General features: G+C 74.3%; 10 protein-coding genes. 6 read left to right on the top strand and 4 right to left on the bottom strand.

The window, feature by feature from the left end; genetic code table 11:
• Positions 1 to 6: 6 nt before the first annotated feature.
• Together ACZ6MA_RS09415 and ssgD are read left to right on the top strand one after the other, a co-directional pair.
• Entirely contained in the window at positions 7 to 1,185 is a 1,179-nt protein-coding gene (locus tag ACZ6MA_RS09415) for a sensor histidine kinase (RefSeq protein ID WP_469432390.1), read from the top strand.
• Positions 1,186 to 1,442: 257 nt separating this feature from the next.
• Positions 1,443 to 1,856, top strand: coding sequence for a spore wall synthesis regulator SsgD (gene ssgD / locus ACZ6MA_RS09420; protein ID WP_469432391.1), 414 nt, complete (start codon positions 1,443 to 1,445; stop codon positions 1,854 to 1,856).
• Here the strand turns inward: ssgD and ACZ6MA_RS09425 are convergent.
• The 3 genes from ACZ6MA_RS09425 to ACZ6MA_RS09435 form a co-directional block, all read right to left on the bottom strand.
• Entirely contained in the window at positions 1,808 to 3,367 is a 1,560-nt protein-coding gene (locus ACZ6MA_RS09425) for a hypothetical protein (protein WP_469432392.1), read from the bottom strand. The two genes, ssgD and ACZ6MA_RS09425, sit on opposite strands and share 49 nt — an antisense overlap.
• A 56-nt stretch (positions 3,368 to 3,423) precedes the next feature.
• Positions 3,424 to 3,906 carry an inorganic diphosphatase gene (locus ACZ6MA_RS09430; protein WP_469432393.1) on the bottom strand — a complete coding sequence of 161 codons (483 nt, stop codon included), beginning with the start codon at positions 3,904 to 3,906 and terminating at the stop codon, positions 3,424 to 3,426.
• A gap of 360 nt (positions 3,907 to 4,266) precedes the next feature.
• Complete coding sequence (locus tag ACZ6MA_RS09435) at positions 4,267 to 5,229, bottom strand: DMT family transporter (RefSeq protein ID WP_469432394.1); 963 nt, start codon at positions 5,227 to 5,229, stop codon at positions 4,267 to 4,269.
• A 307-nt stretch (positions 5,230 to 5,536) separates the two neighbouring features.
• Here ACZ6MA_RS09435 and ACZ6MA_RS09440 point away from each other — a divergent pair, with 307 nt between their 5' ends.
• The 4 genes from ACZ6MA_RS09440 to ACZ6MA_RS09455 are packed head-to-tail and all read left to right on the top strand — an operon-like array spanning position 5,537 to position 13,255.
• On the top strand, positions 5,537 to 7,063 hold the full coding sequence (locus tag ACZ6MA_RS09440) for a flavin monoamine oxidase family protein (protein ID WP_469432396.1): 1,527 nt from the start codon (positions 5,537 to 5,539) through the stop codon (positions 7,061 to 7,063).
• A complete protein-coding gene (locus ACZ6MA_RS09445; RefSeq protein WP_469432397.1) occupies positions 7,063 to 10,407 on the top strand; it encodes a ferritin-like domain-containing protein in 3,345 nt (1,114 codons plus the stop codon). Before ACZ6MA_RS09440 ends, ACZ6MA_RS09445 begins: the two co-directional genes overlap by 1 nt.
• The gene (locus ACZ6MA_RS09450; RefSeq protein ID WP_469432399.1) at positions 10,404 to 12,014 is read left to right on the top strand and encodes an FAD-dependent monooxygenase; all 1,611 of its coding nucleotides are present in this window, start codon (positions 10,404 to 10,406) and stop codon (positions 12,012 to 12,014) included. Before ACZ6MA_RS09445 ends, ACZ6MA_RS09450 begins: the two co-directional genes overlap by 4 nt.
• Positions 12,011 to 13,255: a cytochrome P450 gene (locus tag ACZ6MA_RS09455; protein WP_469432400.1), complete on the top strand. Its 1,245-nt coding sequence runs from the start codon at positions 12,011 to 12,013 to the stop codon at positions 13,253 to 13,255. Before ACZ6MA_RS09450 ends, ACZ6MA_RS09455 begins: the two co-directional genes overlap by 4 nt.
• On the opposite strand, the gene ACZ6MA_RS09460 is transcribed toward ACZ6MA_RS09455, so the two are convergent.
• A complete protein-coding gene (locus tag ACZ6MA_RS09460) occupies positions 13,224 to 14,789 on the bottom strand; it encodes an FAD-dependent oxidoreductase (protein ID WP_469432402.1) in 1,566 nt (521 codons plus the stop codon). The genes ACZ6MA_RS09455 and ACZ6MA_RS09460 overlap by 32 nt on opposite strands.
• Positions 14,790 to 15,021: the final 232 nt, after the last annotated feature.

A 15,021-nucleotide genomic window follows, 5' to 3' on the forward strand; every position in this document is an offset into this window, starting at 1 on the left:
AGACGCATGACCCCGACTCCCCTGCCGTTCCCCCCGGGCCGGGTCCGCGACGTCGCGCGTCGGCGGCTCCGCTGGCTGCCGGCCGTCCTGTGCGGCCTGTGGTTGATCGAGGGACGGCTGACGGCCCGGGCGGTCGCCGATCATCCGGGCGGGCACCACGCGCACCTGGTCGTGTGGTGCGCGGGGCTGCTGATCACCCTGTGCCTGGTGCCGTGGGCGCGGCTCCCCCGGCGGGCGCTGGTGGCCGCCGGGGTGTCCTGGTCGGTGACCGGCTGGCTGCTGGCCGTCGGGGCGCACGTGCCGGTCTGGGGATTCACCGAGAGCGCGGCACTGCTGACGCTGCTGGCCCTCGTCGCCTGGCGCGTCGCGGTACGGGCCGCCGTGCCGCTGGGCGTCGCGCTGGCCGCCGGGGTGCTCGCCGCGCCCGTGCGGAACGCGGACGCGCTCGGCACCACCGTCGTGCCGCACGCCCTCGTGGTGGCGGGGGTCACCGCGCTGGGCCTGTCCCTGCGCTACCGGGATCACGAACGCGCCCGGGCGGTGGCCGCCGCGCGCGACGCCGAACGGCGGGAGCTGGCGGGCGAGTTGCACGACTTCGTCGCCCATCACGTGACCGCGATGACCCTGCTGGCGCGCGCCACCGGCGCGCTGGCGCGGGACGAGCGCGTCGCCGCGTCCCTGCGCGACATCGAGGAGGCCGGTGACGAGGCGATGACGTCGGCCCGGCGGCTGTTGCGCGTGCTGCGCCGGGACCAGCCGCACCGGGAGCCGCTGCCGGGGGTGGGCGGGCTCACGGAGCTGGTCGACCGCTACCACCGGACGTACCCGGACGCCCCCCGGGTCACCTTGCGCGTCGACCCCCGCTTCGACGCGGGCCTCGCCCCCGAGCTGGCGGCGTCCGTGCACCGCATCGTCGGCGAGGCGCTGGCCAATGTGGCCCGGCACAGCCCCGGCGCCTCGGCCGTCCGTGTCACGCTCCGGCGGGCCGGCCACCGGCTTTTCGTGTCCGTGCACGACGACGGCGGCGCCTTCCGGCAGCAGCCGCACCGCACGCCCGGGGACAGCGGCGGTCTCGGTCTCGTCGGCCTCACCGAGCGGGCCGACGCGATCGGCGGCACCCTCGCGGCGGGCCCGGCCCCGGGCGGCGGCTGGGAGGTCCTGGCCGCGCTGCCCGTACGCCCCTGACACCCCACCCCCGCGCCACCCCCGCACCGGGGCGTGACGCCCGAGGGACTGCGGGGTTCTCGGCGGGTCCGCCCGCCCTTGGCGGGGTTACTGAGAGTTCGCAAGCGTAGATCGCAAATGTCTCCCCGCATCCAAGGGAAGTGACGCAGCTCACGCTCGATTCATGTGCACGGGGACGATCGATAAGCCGTCTCTCCAGCGGAAGAGGCAAGGACCAGGACCCGCACCACCCGGAATCAAGCGCAAGGGAGCAGGCGTTGTCCACTCTCATCGACCAGGCCGTTCAGGCCCGGCTCATCGTCTCGGCCCCGCCGGCCCGCGCCGTTCCCGCGCGGCTGCGTTACGTGCGCTCCGATCCCTTCGCCGTGCATATCGCCTTCCCCGCCACCGCCTCGCTCGACGGGGCGGAGGTGGAGTGGACCTTCGCCCGCGAGCTGCTGGCGACCGGCCTCCACACGTCGACGGGCCGCGGCGACGTACAGGTGTGGCCGTGCGGGGCGGACCTGACGGTGCTGGAGTTCCACGCCCGGGAGGGGGTGGCCATGGTCCAGCTCGACACCGTCGAACTCCGCCGGTTCCTGGGACGTTCGTACGAACTGGTGCCCCCGGGCACCGAGGCGGGTCACCTCGACGTGGACAGCGACCTCGCCGCGCTGCTGCGGGAGGCCTGACCGGGCGGCCCCGGCGGCGCCCACGGGATATAGGCGACCCAGTCGGTGCCCGGCAGCGGACGGCGCATCCAGCCACGGGCGTAGGGCGGCAGATAGCCGTCGCGGGGATCGAAGAGGACGGCCGTCGGCTCGCGCCCGGCGGTACGGAGGATGTCGGCCGGGGTGGCCGAGCGGTTGTTGCCCGCGGTCTGGGCGGACGCGCACCCCGCCGCGTAGGCGATGGGCTGCGCGCGCGGCCCGGTCACGAGACAGGGCGGCTCGATGCCGAGACGGCGCAGGGCGTCGGCCGCGCGACGGTAGCGGACGGTGGTGTCACGGGCGTCGGCCGTGTTCACCCGCAACTCCTCCAGCTGCACCGACAGATGGGCGACGAACACCGCGCACAGCACGGCGGTCACGGCGTACCGCCGCCCGGCGGAGCGGGCGGAGCGGACGGCCAGGGCCGCGAGACCGGCGGCGGGCAGGGCGAGCAGGGCGTAGGCGGGGAGCAGGAAGCGCGGGGCGGAGTAGTCGAGGAGCAGCAGGTACGGCGCGGCGACGCCGAGCGCGCAGCCGACGGGCAGCAGGGTGAGGGCCGCCCGCTCCGTGGCCCGTCGGCGGGCCGTCAGGGCGAGGGCGCAGGCGAGGGCGGCGACGGCGGGGAGCAGCAGCCACCACAGTGAGTGGGTGAGCGGTGGTCCCGCTATCCGGCAGGGCCGGCACAACTGGGGGCCGTCGAGACTACGGTAGGCGGCCCGGAATCCGGCGCCGAGGTGCGCGCCCATGCCCCCTTCGGTGTCGCTGGACTGGGCCAGCCGGTGCGTGATCCCGCCGAAGCGCACGTACGCCTCGACGGCCCACTGCGTGCCGCCGAGCGCGAGCCCGCCGACGACGGCCGCCACGGTACCGGGTCGCCGCCAGGCCCGTACGGCCGCGCAGCCGGCCAGCAGGGGCAGGGCGAGCCAGACCCCGTCGTGGGCGCGGAAGAGGGTGGCGGCGGCGAGGGTGACGACGACGCCCGCCAGGGCGGTGCCCCGGTCGGTGACGTCGTGGTGGGCGCGCAGAAACCAGCCCACGGCGGCCACGGCGGCGAGCGCCACCCAGAGGTTCGGCATGACCTCCGGGCCGCTGAGCACGGTGATCCACAACCCGGCGAAGAACAGCGCCGCGAGCGCCGGCCGCACCCGTCCCAGCAGCGGCTCCCACACCTTGAACGCCGCGTACAACGCGGCCGACGACAGCAGCACCAGCACCAAGCGCAGGGCGAGGGTGGAGGAGGTGACGACGATGACGGGGGCGACGAGGAAGCTGATGCCGCGTGAGCGCGGGGCACTGAAATAGGCGGCCGGATTGTGGGGGTCGACCTGGGAGAGATAGACGCTCTCGTCCCAGCCCAGCTCCATGTGCGCGACGGCGTAGCACAGTTGCAGCACCGCGTAACCGAGCGCGACGGCCGCCAGACGCGGATCGCGGCGGGCCGGGCGGACCGGGCGGACGGGGACGGGCTCGGTGACCCGCTCGGTGGTGGCCATGGTCCTCTTCTACCCCATCCACGCCCGCTACGGGTCCCCCGAACGGCCCGGTGACGTCAGGAGCGTTCGGCCCTGAGCCGGGAGGCGGCGATCTCGGCCTCGGCGGCGGTGCGGTCGGCCCAGCAGGCGCCGTCCACGGACTTGCCGGGTTCGAGTTCCTTGTAGACCTCGAAGAAGTGCTGGATCTCCAGCCGGTCGAACTCCGGCAGATGGCGCAGATCGCGCAGGTGCTCGTGCCGGGGGTCGCGGGCGGGGACGCACAGGACCTTGTCGTCCTCGCCCTGTTCGTCGCGCATCCGGAACATGCCGATGGCGCGGCAGCGGACGACGACGCCGGGGAAGGTGGGCTCACCGGCGAGGACGAGCGCGTCCAGCGGGTCTCCGTCGGCGCCCAGGGTTCCTTCGATGTACCCGTAGTCCGCGGGATAGCGGGTGGAGGTGAACAGCAGCCGGTCCAGCCGGATGCGGCCCCACTCGTGATCCATCTCGTACTTGTTCCGGCTGCCTTGCGGGATCTCCACGATGACATCGAAGTCCACGGATGCTCCTCGGTAGGTGTCGGAGCCTTATGGTGGCGTGGCGGCGGGGTGATACACCACAGCGCGGCTCGCCTGGCCGGCGTCTTGGCCGCCTCTCGCCTGGCCGGCGCCTCCTTCGACTACGGGCCGTCGTTGCCGCCTGCGGCGGCGAGCGCCCTGCGGGCGCGTCCTCAATCGCCGGACGGGCTTGATTTGGCTGGGCTCGGCTGCCACGCCCAGCCACAACCAGCCCGTCCGGCGCTTGAGGACACCCCACAGCGAGCCCATCCGGCGCGAGGACACCGCACAGCAGCCCGTCCGGCGATTGAGGACAACCGCCGCGCAGCGGTGGTGCGGGACAGGCGCCCCGCCACAGTGGAGTCAGTCATCCGCCGGCGCGGAGCGCACGAGGCAACGGGCGGCCGGCGGGCGCGCGGCGGGGAGGCGGGGCGCGGGGGTCGCCGACGCGGTGCCCGGCACGCGTACCCGCGCCGCCACGACGCGCTCCGGGGCCCGGGGCCCCGACGCGTCGCGCAGGGTCAGCATGACCACCCCGGCCGCGGCGATCGCGCCCGCCACGAGGGCCAGCACGCCGCCGGCGAGACCGTAGCGGAAGCCCTCGCCGAGTACGGTGATGCCGACCGCCGCGGCGACGACGGGATTGACGACGGTGACGGTGGCGAGCGGGGCCGCGAGCCCCGCGCCGCGGTAGGCGGCCTGGGACAGCAGCAGGCCCGTCGTGGCGAGGACCGCGATGATGCCGAGGGTGGGCAGCAGGGAGCTTGTCGCGCGGTCGGTCCAGTCCTCGGCCGCGGCCTTGGTGAAGACGGACGCCATGCCGAAGGCGGCACCCGCCGCGGAGGCCAGTGTCACTCCCCGGACGACGGGCCGCCGCATCCGGTGCGCGGCGAGCGCGAGCACGGCCACGGCCGCCAGGACCACTGCCGCGAGCACCGGCCGCTCGGCGCCGGCGAGGGTCTCGGAGTGCGGGGTGCCGGTCAGGGAGAGCAGGCCCGCGAGGCCGACGGTCGCCAGGACGGCGCCGCGCCACCCTGCGGCCCCGACCGGCCGGTGGACGAGCAGGGCGGCCATCGGCAGGGCGAACACCAACGTCAGCGCGCCCAGCGGCTGCACCAGGCTCAGCGGCCCGAACGCCAGGGCCACCACGTGCAGGCCCGCGCCCACGCCGGTGAGGGCGACGGCGCCCCACCAGCCCGGGCGGCGCAGCGGGGCGTAGGTGACACCGTCACCCGTGGCGGCGACGCGCTCCTGTGCGATGGCCGCGGCCGCGTAGGCGGCGGCGGAGATCAGGCACAGCAGCACCGACACCATGAGCGAAGTCACGCCACGCCTCGCCTGTCCGTTCCCACACCGTTCATACCCTCAACAATGCCTCGCGCGGGGAGCCGCCGTCGTCGTACCTGGGTACGGACTTGGTCCTACTACCGATGGAGTACGGGGGAGATACGGAGGGTGGCGCTCTCCTTTACCCGGCGGCGTCCGGGGCGGGTGGTCACGAAGGCCAATTCTTCCCCGCATCTCAACCGGAATATCCGGAATCGACGTCATACGTACGCCGCCCGCTCTCCATAAATTCCCAACTCGTGGGGCGTCCGCGCGGCGATGGTTGTACATCACGGGGGGAACCACCATGTGCAGCACTTCCCACACTTGGCATACTCATGCACTCCAGCGGACCGAGGAGCCCAAGGGCCGCCGCGTCACCGTCATCGGCGCCGGGGTGGCCGGGCTGGTGGCGGCCTACGAACTGGAGCGGCTGCGTTACCGGGTCCGGGTGCTGGAGGGCAGCACCCGCGTCGGCGGCCGTGTCCTCACCCACCGGTTCGGCCCGGGCCCCGGCGCCCCGTCCGTGGAACTCGGCGCGATGCGCGTCCCCACCCGGCACCGGCACACCCTGGCCTATGTCGAACATCTGCACCTCGACGAGAGGCTCCGGGAATTTCGGACCCTGCTGTCGGACGAGAACGCTTTCGTGCACACGGCGGAGGGGTTCGTGCGCATTCGTCACGCGTCCGGTCCTCTGTACCGCGCCTTCCGGCGTGACCTCGCGGCGGAAGACCACCCGGGCTCGTACGACGACGCCACCATCGCCTTCGGCGCCTGGCTCACGGCCGTCGTCGGGGCCATCGCCCCGCCGGACCTGCGGGACGCGTTGCGCGGGGACCTGCGCAGGGATCTGCTCGATCTGGTCTCCCGCATCGATCTGACCCCGTACCTCAGCGGTGCGGGCGGAGGCCGGGTGGATCTCCACACGCTCTTCGCGGCGCACCCCGGCATCCGGGCGGGTTGCGGCGGCCGGCTGGGCGGCTTCCTCGACGACATCCTCACCGAGACCAGCCCCGCGCTGCTGAGGATCGACGGTGGCATGGACCAACTGCCCCGCCGGCTCGCCCGGCGGTTGCGGGCCCCGGTGGCGTGCGGCCGCAAAGTGGTGGCCGTCGAGGTGCGGGAGCACGAGGTCCTGGTCCGCTCCCGGCAGGGCACCCGCACGTTCACCGAGGTCAGCGACTTCGTCGTGTGCGCGGTGCCGTTCCCCGCGCTCCGGCGCATGCGGCTGACCGGCCTGGACGCCGACAAGCTGGCCGTGCTGCGCGAGGTGGAGTACTGCCCGGCCACCAAGGTGGCCTTCCACTGCCGGGAGCCGTTCTGGCAGGCGGACGGCATCGGCGGCGGGGCGTCGCTCACCGGCGGCGGCATCCGACAGACGTACTACCCGCCGGCGGACGGCGACCCGGGGCGGGGGGCGGCGCTCCTGGCCAGCTACACCATCGGCCGTGAGGCGGAGCGGCTCGGGCGGATGTCGCCCCGCCGCCGGCACCGGCTCGTCCTGGCGGAGCTGAGCGCGGTCCATCCCGAGCTGCTGCGGCCCGGCATGGTGCTGGGCGCGGTGAGCGCCGCGTGGGGGCACACGCCGTGGACCGTGGGCTGTGCGATGCGCTGGGGCAAGGACGCCGCCGAGGTCGAGGAGGAGCGTGCCCGCGCGGCCCGCCCGGTGCACCGGCTGTTCTTCGCGGGCGAGCACACCTCGACGACTCCGGCGTGGATCGAGGGTGCCGTGGAATCGGCGCTGCGCGTCGTCGGGGAGATCGACGGGGCCGCGCCGGGCCCCCGCCCGGCCGCCCTCCTGGGCGTCCACGACCCGGCGGGGGCCCGCTGATGAGCGTCTTCGACCTGCCGAGGCTGCACTTCGCCGGAGTCGCGACGACGAAACTGCCGACCGGGCCGCGCTGCGGCCGCGTCGACCTGTCCGCCCACCGGGTACTGACCGATGAGGGGCCCTTCCCCACGGACCGGCCCGCGCGCGATTTCCACGCCCATCTCGACGAGCGCGGCCCGCGCTTCGGCCGGGACGGGCGGCTCGCGCCGCACGGGGAGTTCAGCCTCGCCAAGGGCTGGAACTTCGACGGCAACGGCCACTTCCTCATGGACGCCCGCGTCGTCGCCGCCGAGGGCCCGGACGGGGCCGTGGACACCGGTGATCCGGTGGTCGGCCGGAACGTGGACGTCTGGGGCCACTACAACGAGTACCTGCGCACCACCGTCAACCGGGCCCGTGTCTTCGACCTCGACCCCGCGTCGCGGTGGACCACGGCCCTGATGGTGGGCCGGTTCGGTTTCGGCCGCGTCGGCCGCTCGCACGACCGGGGCTATCTGTTCACCGGTGGTGTGAGCGGTCTCCAGCCGCCGCGCTGGGTCGACTTCGGCCACATCCTGGACGTCGGTGAGCATGTGCTGGCCGCGCAGCTGCGGTACTGCGCCGTCCACCAGTTCGTGGTGGCGCGGGACGAGGACGCCGACTGGCACCCCGGCACCGGGGCCTCACCCGTGGTGCGCGCGCTGCGCGCGGCCGTGGAGGGTGGGGGTGCCGACGGTCTCGTCGTGCGGTTCGCGCTGGACGGCATGTCCTCGCCCGTGGTCCCGGACGCGCCCAGCCACTGGCGGGTCCGGGGGACGATCGCGCCGTGGCACGCCGAGGAGCTGCGCACCTACCCGGCGGGGCGGCTGCTGGTGCCCGTGCCCGGCGCGGGCGGTCCGGCCCCGCATCACCTCACGGTGGAGGTCGCGGCCGGGCGGGCCACGTTCGACATGGTCTCCGCCGTCCCGCTCACCGGCCGGGCCCCGCGGCCGGGCCCCGGCCCGCTGCACCGGCTCGGCCCGCCGGTGGACCTCGGCGACCTGGAGCTGCGCACGGCCGGTACCGGCCGGCTCGTCGCGCGGCTGCCGTCGGCGGCGTACCGCGACGGCCGCACCTCGGGCATCGTCACCGCGCCCGTCGCCCCCGGCTGGGAGGCGGCCGGGGACGCGGCGCTGTATCTGACCGGCGTCCTGCCCGGTGGCCGGCGCACGACGCTGCTGACCGAGCGGGAGACGGTCGTCCAGAGCGACGAGGCGCTGACGGTCCTGCACCACCGCGACCTGCTCCACGGCCGCGACCACGCCGTGACGGTGCCGTTGCGCGGCTTCGTACGCGGCCGTCCCGCGCGCACCGGCCCGGTGTACGTGCGGCAGTACTTCAACCCCCGTGCCCTGCCCGGGCACCGCCCGGCCGGGACGCCCGGCGCCCGCTGCGGCGACGCGGTGATCCTGGGGCTGCGCGCGGGCACCCCGGACGGGACCGGCGGGGCCGGCGGTATCGGTGGGCCCGGCGAGTACGCTCCCGAGTGCGTCGTGGAGACCGACGAGCGCGGCCACGGCCTGCTCACCCTGCGCGGTGAACGAGCGGGCACCTGCCGGGTCCTGCTGTCCACCGGCCCCGGCGACCGGCCGGGCACGGACCCCGCCGGACCGGGCTCGGCGTGGGCGGCGTACGACGACGAGGACGCGCTCGGTTTCTGGGCGGGCGCCGGGGCGCTGGCCGTCCGGGTCCTGCCCGACGACTGGCACCTGGACGACGTGCCCCGGCGGGACGTGGACTTCGTCCTGCTGCACCGGGAGGTCTTCGCGTACTACGAGCACGTCTCCTCCTTCATGACGTCGGAGGTGTTCAGCCTCGCCGACCGCTGCAAGGTCGAGACGTACGCGGAACTCGCGTGGCAGATGTGCGATCCGGCCAACAAGGCCAAGACGTACTACATGCCGCCCACCCGCGATCTGTCGGACCCCAAGGCCCGGCTGCTGCTGGCGTATCTGCGCAATCAGCAGGCTCGGGTGCGCCCGCCCGTGCCCGTGGCCGCACCGCTCGCCACGGAGTCCGCCATCACCACGCGCGGTCAGTTGTGGGCCGCGTTGAAACAGGCGGCCACGCTGGAGCTGGCGGTGATGCTGCAGTATCTGTACGCGGCCTTCTCGCTGCCGACCCACGGGGCCGGGTGCCAGTACGTACGGCGCGGGCTGTGGACGCCCGGGCAGCTGGAACTCGCCTGCGGCCAGGGCGGAGCCACGGTGGACGACGGGATGCGCGGGGCGCTGCTGAACGTGGCCCGCGAGGAAATGATCCATTTCCTGGTGGTCAACAACATCATCATGGCGATCGGCGAACCCTTCCACGTCCCGGCCGTCGACTTCGCCACGGTCAACTCGGTGCTGCCGGTCCCGCTGGACTTCGCGCTGGAGCCCTTGAGCGCCGGCAGCGTGCAGCGGTTCATCGCGATCGAACAGCCCGCCGGGCTCGTCCCGGAGATTCGCCGGGAGGGCGCCGTCCGGTCGCGGCCGGACGGCGGCCCGAGGCGGTCGGCGTTCGCGTGGGGGTCGGTGAGCGAGCTGTACGCCGGGATCCGGGAGGGGCTGACGCGGGTGCCCGACCTGTTCCTGGTGGAGAAGGGCCGGGGCGGCGGCGAGCACCACCTGTTCCTGGGCGAGTCGCTCAACGCCACGCATCCCGACTACCAGTTGGAGGTCGACGACCTGCCGAGCGCCCTGTTCGCGGTGGACTTCATCACCGAACAGGGCGAGGGCGCCCCCCTGCCGCCCCGCCCCGCGCGGGCCTCGGACGTCTCGCACTTCCAGACGTTCCTGCGGATCGGCGAGACCCTGACGACCGAGCGGGTCGAGGGCCCCCACGGGCGCCTGGCGCCGTGGCAACCGGCCTATCCGGTGCTGCGCAATCCGACGGTGGCGCAGACGTGTGACGGGACGGGCGGCGGGGCGAAGGACCCGATCACGGATCCCGAGGCACGTGCGGTGGCCCGGCTGTTCAACCACTCGTACCACCTGATGCTCCAGCTCATGGCGCAGCACTTCGGGGAGTGCCCCGACGAGAGCCTGCGCCGCTCGAAACTGATGAACGCGTCCATCGACGTCATGACCGGCATGATGCGCCCGCTGGCGGAGCTGCTGGTGACCATGGAGTCGGGGCGGCGCGGCCGGACGGCGGGCCCGACGTTCGAGCTGGACACCGCGCCCGCCGCCAACCCCCGCCCCGATGTGGCGCGCCGCGCGCTCGCACTGCGCTTCGCGCATCTGTCGGCCGCGGCCCTCGCCTGCCCGCCGGTGCCGGCGCGGGTCCCCGAAATGATGGCGTTCTACGCCGACTTCTTCCGCAGGACGGAGGGGAGGTCATGAATCGACTTCTTCGCACGACGGACGTACTGATCGTCGGCGGCGGCCCGGTGGGCCTGGCGCTGGCACTGGATCTGAAGCGCCGCGGCGTCGCCTTCATGGTGCTGGAGGCCTCCGACGGCACCATCACGCATCCGAAGGTGGGCACGGTCGGCCCCCGGTCGATGGAGCTGTTCCGGCGGTGGGGCGTCGCCGACCGGATCCGGGCCGCGGGCTGGCCCGGGGACCACCCGCTGGACATCGCCTGGGTGACGGCGGTCGGCGGCCACGAGATCCACCGCCTGGACTTCGGCACGGCCGACCACCGCCCGCCGCTGGGTTACACCCCCGAGCCGGAACAGGTGTGCCCGCAGCACTGGCTCGGCCCGCTGCTCGCCCGGGAAGTGGGTGTGCACCCCGACGGCCCGCTGCGCCGAAGCTGCCGCCTCGACCACTACACCCGCTATGACGACCAGGTGGTGGCGCGGGCCACCGATCTGGCCGACGGCTCGCGGCTGACGATCCGCGCGCGTTATCTCGTCGGCTGCGACGGGGCGGCGTCCCGGGTCCGCAAGGCGGCGGGCATCGCGGCGCCGGCCCACTACGAGACCCGGGTCTTCCGCAACATCCTCTTCCGCGCGCCGGGACTGCGCGAACGCCTCGGCGCGCGGGCCGCCCTGGTGTACTTCCTCACCCAGCCGCCGACCCTGCGCTACCCGATGCGGTCGATGGACGGCCGGGGTCTGTACCGGCTGACGGTCTCCGGCCCGGGTCCGGGCGGGCCCGGGCCGGAGGCGGCCGAACAGGACGCCCTGACGATGGTCCGCAACGCCATCCGCTTCGACACCCCGCTGGAGGTGCTCTCCGAGAACGTCTGGCATCTGACCCACCGGGTCGCCGAGCGCTACCGGCACGGCCGTGTCCTGCTCGCGGGCGACGCCGCGCACACCCTCTCGCCGTCCGGCGGCTTCGGTATGAACACCGGCATCTGCGACGCCGCCGACCTCGGGTGGAAGCTCGCCGCCGAGCTGGCGGGCTGGGCGGGCCCCGGGCTGCTCGACTCCTACGACACCGAGCGCCGGCCGGTCGCCGAACACAGTCTGGAGGAGGCCAACGCCCATCTGCTGCGGACCACGCGCCGCGAGCTGCCCAAGGAGATCCTGCTCGACTCCACCGAGGGCGCCCGCGCGCGGGCGAAGCTGTCGGAAGGGATGGAACGCAGCGGGGTACGCCGCGAGTTCGACTCGCCGGACGTGCACTTCGGCTTCCGGTACGTGTCCCCCGTCGTGATCGGCGACGGCAGGAGGGAACGGAACTGGCGCACCGACGCCCTGCCCGGGGCCCGCGCCCCGCACGCCTGGCTGGGTGCGGACACCTCGACGCTGGATCTGTTCGGCGACAGGTTCCGGCTGTTGTGCTTCGCCGACTCCGACCGACTGGCCGCGTTCGAGGCGGCCTTCGCCCACCGGGGCGTCCCGCTGAGGGCGTCGAGGTGCCGCGACGCGCCGGTGGCGGGCCTCTACCGCAGCGCGTTCGTGCTGGTGCGGCCGGACGGCCATGTCGCCTGGCGCGGTGCCACCCTGCCCAGGGACCTGGCGGGGCTGGCCGACACCGTCCGGGGCGCGCGATGAGCGGCGACGGCCCGGGCCCGTTCCGTGCGGCCGACGTCCGCGTCCCCGACCCCTACCCCCACTACCGCCGCTACCGGGAGGCGGATCCGGTGCACCGGGGGGAGGACGGGTGGTACCTGTTCCGGCACGCCGATGTGGCGCGGGTGCTGTCGAGCCGCCGCTACGGCCGGGGCGGGCCGCCCGCCCACCTCCCCGGCGACTGCCCCCATCTGCGGGGGACCGTCGCGAACTGGATGGTCTTCATGGACCCGCCCCGCCACACCGTGGTGCGCGCACGGGTGGCCGGTGCCTTCACCCCACGGATCGTGGAGGGGCTGCGCGCGCGCATCGGTGAACTCGCTTCCGGCCTGGTCGCGGAGCTGGGTGACAGGCTGGCCGCCGACGGGGAAGCCGACCTGATCGAGGTCTTCGCGGCGCCCTTCCCCCTTCTCGTCATCAGCGAACTGCTGGGCGTGCCGAAGGAGGACCGGCCGTGGTTCCGTGCCCGGGCGGTGGACCTCCAGCAGGCGACCAGTGCGCGCGCCGCCCGGAGGGCGGACGGGTTCGCGGTGGCGGAGACGGCGGCACGGGAGCTGGGGGCGTACTTCCGCGCCGAGTTCGCCCGCCGCCGCGCGGGGGCGGGCGGCGGACCGGATCTGATCGCGGCGATGCTGGAGCACCCGGGCGGCACCGGGACCGACGAGGACCTGCTGGCGGGCACCTGTACGCATCTCCTGACGGCGGGTCACGAGACGACGACGAACCTGCTCGCCAAGGGCCTGCTCGCGCTGCTGGCCCACCCCGCCGAGCCGGCCCGGCTGCGGGCCCGGGCGGCGTGGCCGCCGGGCGCGGTGGAGGAGCTGGTCCGTTATGACGCGCCCGTCCAGATGATCAGCCGGTGGGCCCGGGAGGACGACCGGGTCGGCGGGCACGTCATCCGGCGGGGCGAGAAGGTCACCCTCGTCCTCGGCTCGGCCAACCGCGACCCCGCACGCTTCCCGGACCCCGATCGCCTGGACCTCCGCCGTGACGCGCGCCGCCACACCGGATTCGGCCTCGGCATCCACTACTGCGTCGGCGCCCCGCTGGCCCGTGCCGAGGCCGAGACCGGGTTCACCGCGCTGCTGGACGGCCTGCCGGGGCTCGCGCTGGGGGACGAGCCGGTGCGGTGGGCGGACGATCTGGTCTTCCACGGGCCGACGCGGCTGCCGGTGCGGTTGGGCGAGCGGCCTACTGGGGCCGCGCTGTCTGCCGGGGAGTGAACCACCGCCGGAGATAGGCCTCCAGCTCCTCCGCCGTGTCGGTGACGAGACCGATGTGCCGGTCGGGTCGCACGAGGATCAGCGACCCGGCCCCGGCCAGCCGCCGCGCGCCCGGCGCCGGGTACGGGCGGAAATGTCCGACCGGCATGGCGTAGCCGTCGGTGAGCCGCGCCGGCCACCCGTCGTCGACGCGGGCGCCGGGGGCGGTCAGCAGGGTCCAGCGCTCGTAGGAGAGCAGTTCGTGCAGCCGGCAGCGCCGCCCGTCGAGGAGGACGGGCAGGTCGGGAAGCCGGTCACCGGCGCGGAGGGACCGGTGCCGGCTGTGGCCGCCGTGGGAGAGACGGCTCTCCCGGTGGTGCATGGCCAGATCGCTGAGAACGGTCCGGATACGCCCGGCGAACCACTCCCCGCGCAGGAGATACGGCCCGGCGAGGCGCATCCCGAGCAGGGTGAGCCGGGTCGGCGGCAGCTCCAGGACGTCGTGCCGCATCTCCCGCATCACCTTGGCGGCCGTGAGCCGCTGCTCGGTGGCGTACGTGTCGAGCAGCGCGTCGGCCGCCCAGCCCCGGTGGACGGCCGCGAGCTTCCACCCCAGGTTGTGCGCGCCGCGCAGCCCGGTGTTGAGCCCGTGCCCGCCGATCGGCGCCCACAGATGCGCGCTGTCCCCCGCGAGCAGCGCCCGGCCGACCCGCAACGACGCCGCGAACCGGTCCTGGAATCGCGCCCGGTTGGCCCACGGCGGCTCGGTCGGCACGAGGCTCGTGCCGGGGTCGTGGGCGGTGTCGGCGACGAGAGCGCGCATCTCGCCGACGGTGGGGGCGCGGTCGATCGTGGGGTCGGGGTCGGTGCTGAAGCAGAAGAACCGGTACCCGCCGCCGGGCCGGGGCGAGACCCCGAGGGAGGCGCCGCGCACCAGGAAGAAGTAGCCGCGGTCGGAGGCGTAGGGGTGTTTCCAGTCGACTTCGGCGTTGATCTGTACGCACTGGAGATCCGGCCGGCGCGCGCCCTCGAACGGGATGCCGAGCGCCTTGCGCACCACACTGTGCGCCCCTTCGCACCCGACGACCCAACGACACCGGATACTCGTGCCGACCCCGTCGGCCCCCCGCAGTCCGACGACGGCCCCGTCCTCGAAGGTCCGTACTGCGACCGCCTCCGTCGACCACCGGATCTCCCCGCCCACCTGCCCGAGCCGCTCCCCGAGCAGGCGCTCCACGGCGTCCTGCTCGATCGACAACGGCCGCGGATACGCGGTCTCCCCGGCCTCGAGACCGATCCCCCCGACCTCCCGTCCCTCGGCGAACACCTCGACCTGCCGCAACGGAAGCCCCTCTCCCAAGAACGCTTCCACACACCCCAGGTCTCCCAGCACCTCGAGCGCCCGCTGCCACACCACCCCCGCCCGGGCCTCCCGTTTTCCCCGCGCCTCCCTCTCGACGACGAGGACGTCGATCCCGTACTGACGCAGGGCGATCGCGAGCGCGAGCCCGGTGGGCCCGGCTCCGACGACGACGACATCCCGGAATGCGCTCACTGACGTCTCCCCCTCGCCCCGCCCGTCAAGCGGCAACCACGCCGCTGCCCGTTCATCGTGACGGGAAGCGGGCCCGGGCCTCAACGGGGCGCACCCGGGGGGCAGTCATTCCCACAGCACCGGGCGTTATTGGCGCACGCGCGAACGAACCGTCACTCTATCTGGCGAAACGGGTCGTATCCGCGGATTAGCCCATAAGGGTGGGGCACGCGCACAGTGCAGGTTCCCGGGC

This window comes from Streptomyces sp. NPDC042259 (assembly GCF_055582085.1).

Excerpts from the sequence above, each read along its gene's own strand:
- ACZ6MA_RS09450 (WP_469432399.1), top strand. The coding sequence starts at position 10,404 with ATGAATCGACTTCTTCGCACGACGGACGTACTGATCGTCGGCGGCGGC.
- ACZ6MA_RS09415 (WP_469432390.1), top strand. The coding sequence starts at position 7 with ATGACCCCGACTCCCCTGCCGTTCCCCCCGGGCCGGGTCCGCGACGTC.
- ACZ6MA_RS09440 (WP_469432396.1), top strand. The coding sequence starts at position 5,537 with ATGTGCAGCACTTCCCACACTTGGCATACTCATGCACTCCAGCGGACC.
- ACZ6MA_RS09425 (WP_469432392.1), bottom strand. The coding sequence starts at position 3,367 with ATGGCCACCACCGAGCGGGTCACCGAGCCCGTCCCCGTCCGCCCGGTC.
- ACZ6MA_RS09455 (WP_469432400.1), top strand. The coding sequence starts at position 12,011 with ATGAGCGGCGACGGCCCGGGCCCGTTCCGTGCGGCCGACGTCCGCGTC.
- ACZ6MA_RS09445 (WP_469432397.1), top strand. The coding sequence starts at position 7,063 with ATGAGCGTCTTCGACCTGCCGAGGCTGCACTTCGCCGGAGTCGCGACG.